This window comes from Aeromicrobium sp. (assembly GCF_036675695.1).
GTDB lineage: Bacteria > Actinomycetota > Actinomycetes > Propionibacteriales > Nocardioidaceae > Aeromicrobium.
Map to the genome: position 1 here is coordinate 1 of NZ_JAKFEL010000103.1, position 3870 is coordinate 3870.

A 3870-nucleotide genomic window follows, 5' to 3' on the forward strand; every position below is an offset into this window, starting at 1 on the left:
GAACGCCACACCGCCGTGATCGCGTCGACGTGCGACCCAACCGGCGAGGGTGACCTGTTGGCCGATGTGCTCGGCGCGCAGGCTTCCGGCGTCGTGGGTGCGGATCACGTGACTTGCTCCTTGCTAGGTGTTCTCAAGATCTGGGGTTTCAGGTCTTCAGCTGGGGGGTTCCAGGCGGCGGGGTCGGCATCAATCTGATCGCCGCTACGAATGTCGCGAACGCGATCACCGTCGTCGCCGTTGGCCGGGAACCACACATACGGGATTCCGCGCCGCTCGGCGTAGCGGATCTGCTTGCCGAACTTCTGCGGTGAGGCAGCGATCTCGGTCGGTATGCCGCGGGCACGCAACGCCGATGCGACAGCCACGCTCGCTGGGCGGGACTCCTCGTCCGTCAACGCGACCAGGACGGCGCTGGGCACCGAGCGGTCGGCGGTGAGTCCACCTGCGACGAGGGGCACAAGCAGGCGCGAGACGCCGAGCGAGATTCCGACGCCGGGATACGTGTTCTTGCCATCACTGGCGAGCTGGTCATAGCGGCCGCCGGAGCAGATCGAGCCGAGCTGCTCGTGGCCTTCCATGCGGGTCTCGAACACCGTGCCGGTGTAGTAGTCGAGACCGCGGGCAATACGAAGGTCTGCGACCACGTCGACGCCTTCGGCGCCTGAAGCGCCGGTGACAACCTGCAGGAGCTCGTCGAGGCCCTCGTCCAGCAGCGGGTGCTCCACACCGAGCGCGCGAACGGCGTCAACGAACGATCCGTCAGCGCTACGGATCTCGGCGAGTGCGAGGCACTGCGAGGCCTGCTCGGCGGTGAGGCCGGCGTCGGACTGCAACAGCTCTGCGATCTTGTCGGCCGGCACCTTGTCGAGCTTGTCGACGATCGGCATGACAGTGGTCGGCTCAGCGATGCCGAGACCGAGGTAGAAGCCTTCGAGGATCTTGCGGTTGCTGACCTGCAGCGTCAGGGCAGGAACGGGCAAACCAGAGAGCGCCTCGGCCATGACCTGCGCGATCTCCACATCAAAGTGGAATGCCAGCTCGTCCTTGGCGACGATGTCGATGTCAGCCTGGGTGAACTCTCGGTAGCGGCCGTTCTGGGGCCGCTCGCCACGCCATACTTTCTGGATCTGGTAGCGGCGGAACGGGAAGTCGAGCTTGCCGGCGTTCTCGAGCACGTAACGCGCGAACGGCACGGTCAGGTCGAAGTGCAGGGCAAGACCGGAGTCGCTGTCGCCCTCGCCAGCCTGGAGGCGACGCAAGACGTACACCTCCTTGTCGATCTCACCCTTGCGAAGCAGGGTGTCCATCGGCTCGGCGGCCCGCGTCTCGATCGAGGCGAATCCGTGCAGCTCGAACACCTCGCGGAGGTGGTCGAGGACGATCAGCTCGACATTGCGGTCCGCTGGAAGGAATTCGGGGAACCCGGACAAGCCGCTCATGAGATGAGCTCCGCCAAGAACGGGTTCGTGACGCGCTCGCGCGCGACCGAGGTCTGCGGTCCGTGCCCAGGCAGCACGACGATGTCGTCTGCGAGAGGCAGCACACGGTCACGCAGGCTGTCCTGCATCTGCGTGTGTGACCCGCCGGCCAAATCCGTACGACCGATCGAGCCCTGGAACAGGAAGTCGCCGGAGAACATCACCTGCGAGATCGCCTCTGGACCGTCCCAATCAACGCGATAGAAAACGGTGCCCGGAGTGTGTCCCGGTACGTGGTCGACGGTGAACACGAGGCCGTCAACGTCGATCGTGGCGCCGTCGACGGCGTCGCGTACGTCCGCGGGCTCGGCGAACTCAGGCAGGTCACCCATGTTGAGCTGCTGACGCAGCATCGCCGCGGACTCCCCCGAGATCGCGGCCATCGGGTCGCTCAGCAGGTGCCGGTCGGCCGGGTGGATCCATACGGGGCAGTCGAACTCGCGGGCAACATCCTGCGCGCACCACATGTGGTCGAAGTGGCCGTGCGTCACCAGAACTGCACCCGGAGTCACGTTGAGCTCCTTGATCACGGTGCGAAGGTCATCCATCGCGTCCATGCCGGGGTCGACGACCGCGCACTGGGTGCCCGGACCACGTGCGGCGACATAGCAATTCGCCTGCAGCGGACCGGCCGGAAATGACGTGAGAAGCACGTGCGACAGGGTACGCGAGGCGGCTGGTACGCGGCGACGCTGGCTCGCCCTAGACTGTCGCCCATGAGTTCTGCGCCAACGCATCCCTGGGGTCGCGTCGACGATGAAGGCAATGTCTACGTACGCACCGCTGACGGTGAGCGCCTGATCGGCCAGTGGCCGGGCGGCGACCCCACCGAGGCGATGGCGTTGTACGTCACCCGATTCGAAGGACTCGAGGTCGAGGTCGACCTCCTGGAGAAGCGGCTTGAGGGCGGCACGCTCTCCCCCGATGACGCTGCCAAGGCCGTCACCAAGGTGCGCGCGCAGGTCACCGATGCTCAGGCTCTTGGTGACCTCGACGGACTCATCAAGCGACTCGATGCGCTCCAGCCCGCGATCGACAAGCTCCGCGAGGAGCGCAAGGTCGCCCGCGTCGCCAAGGTCGCCGAGGCTCAGGTCGAGAAGACCCGCATCGTCGAAGAAGCCGAGAAGATTGCCACCAGCAACGACTGGAAGGCCGGCGCCGATCGACTCCGCGCACTGCTTGACGAGTGGAAGGTGCTCCCACGGCTCAGCAAGTCCGCCGATGATGAGCTCTGGCACCGCTTCTCGTCCGCCCGTACGTCGTACACACGTCGCCGCAAGACTCACTTCGGTGAGCAGTCCGTGCTCCGCGACGCCGCGCAGGCCAAGAAGGAACAGCTCATCAAGGAGGCCGAGGCGCTCTCCGGTTCGACCGAGTGGGGTGTGACGGCTGGCAAGTATCGCGACCTGATGACGGAGTGGAAGAAGGCCGGCTCGGCCCCTCGCAACGTCGAGGACAAGCTCTGGAAGAAGTTCCGCGCCGCCCAGGATGCGTTCTTCACCGCCCGCGACGAAGCCAACGCACTGCTGGATGCCGAGTACGAGGTCAACGCCGAGAAGAAGCTCGTGATCCTCGCCGAGGCCGAGAAGCTCCTGCCGATCAAGGACCCCGACGCCGCCCGCAAAGCATGGCTCGACATCGCTGATCGCTGGGAAGCCGCCGGCAAGGTGCCTCGCGCCAAGATGAATGAGTTCGAGTCCAAGATCCGCAAGGTCGAGGAAGCCGTACGCGATGCCAACGAGAACAAGTGGAAGCGCACCGACCCAGAGAAGTCAGCGCGCGCTGACGACATGATCACGAAGCTCGAGAAGGCCATCGAGGACGCCAAGGCCGAGATTGCTACGGCCGAAGCAGCGGGCGACGCCAAGAAGGTCAAGGCAGCCAAGGAGAACCTCGCATCTCGCGAGTCATTCCTCGAGATGGCTCAAAAGGCTCAGGCTGACTTCAGTTAGGTCCAACTGAGGAATGGCCCGAGCGAAGCGAGGGCAAGCGCCTGGGCGAAGCCCAGCAGCGGTGAGGTACGAGCCGCTGGAACGGCGAGGGACGAGCCGTGCGCAGCAGTTGAACTTACTGGGTCAAGCGATAGACGTCGAAGACACCTTCGACCGTACGCACGGCCGACAGCACGTGTCCGAGATGCTTCGGATCAGCCATCTCGAAGGTGAACTTCGACTTCGCGACACGATCGCGACTCGTCGACAGCGACGCCGACAGGATGTTGACGTGCTGGTCTGAGATGACCCGGGTGATGTCGCTGAGCAGCCGGGGCCGATCGAGCCCTTCGACCTGGATCGCCACGAGGAAGGTGCTCTTGCCGGTCGGTGCCCAGTGCACCTTGACGAGCCGCTCGGGCTGGTTGCGGAGCTCCAGGAGGTTGACGCAGTCCGTA

4 protein-coding genes are annotated in these 3870 nt (G+C 65.0%); 1 reads left to right on the plus strand and 3 read right to left on the minus strand.

The window, feature by feature from the left end; genetic code table 11:
• Positions 1 to 104: 104 nt before the first annotated feature.
• Positions 105 to 1442, minus strand: a complete 1338-nt coding sequence (hisS, locus tag V6M39_RS06495) for a histidine--tRNA ligase (RefSeq protein ID WP_332642945.1) — start codon at positions 1440 to 1442, stop codon at positions 105 to 107.
• Complete coding sequence (locus V6M39_RS06500; RefSeq protein ID WP_332642946.1) at positions 1439 to 2134, minus strand: MBL fold metallo-hydrolase; 696 nt, start codon at positions 2132 to 2134, stop codon at positions 1439 to 1441. The genes hisS and V6M39_RS06500 overlap by 4 nt, the downstream gene beginning before the upstream one ends.
• Before the next feature lie 63 nt (positions 2135 to 2197).
• Between V6M39_RS06500 and V6M39_RS06505 the strand changes: the two genes are divergently transcribed.
• Positions 2198 to 3433, plus strand: a complete 1236-nt coding sequence (locus V6M39_RS06505; protein ID WP_332642947.1) for a DUF349 domain-containing protein — start codon at positions 2198 to 2200, stop codon at positions 3431 to 3433.
• Between the two features lie 115 nt (positions 3434 to 3548).
• Here V6M39_RS06505 and V6M39_RS06510 read toward each other — a convergent pair.
• Positions 3549 to 3870, minus strand: a 322-nt coding sequence (locus V6M39_RS06510; protein ID WP_332642948.1) for an ACT domain-containing protein, incomplete at its 5' end; no start/stop codon positions are given.

Excerpts from the sequence above, each read along its gene's own strand:
- hisS (WP_332642945.1), bottom strand. The coding sequence starts at position 1,442 with ATGAGCGGCTTGTCCGGGTTCCCCGAATTCCTTCCAGCGGACCGCAAT.
- V6M39_RS06505 (WP_332642947.1), top strand. The coding sequence starts at position 2,198 with ATGAGTTCTGCGCCAACGCATCCCTGGGGTCGCGTCGACGATGAAGGC.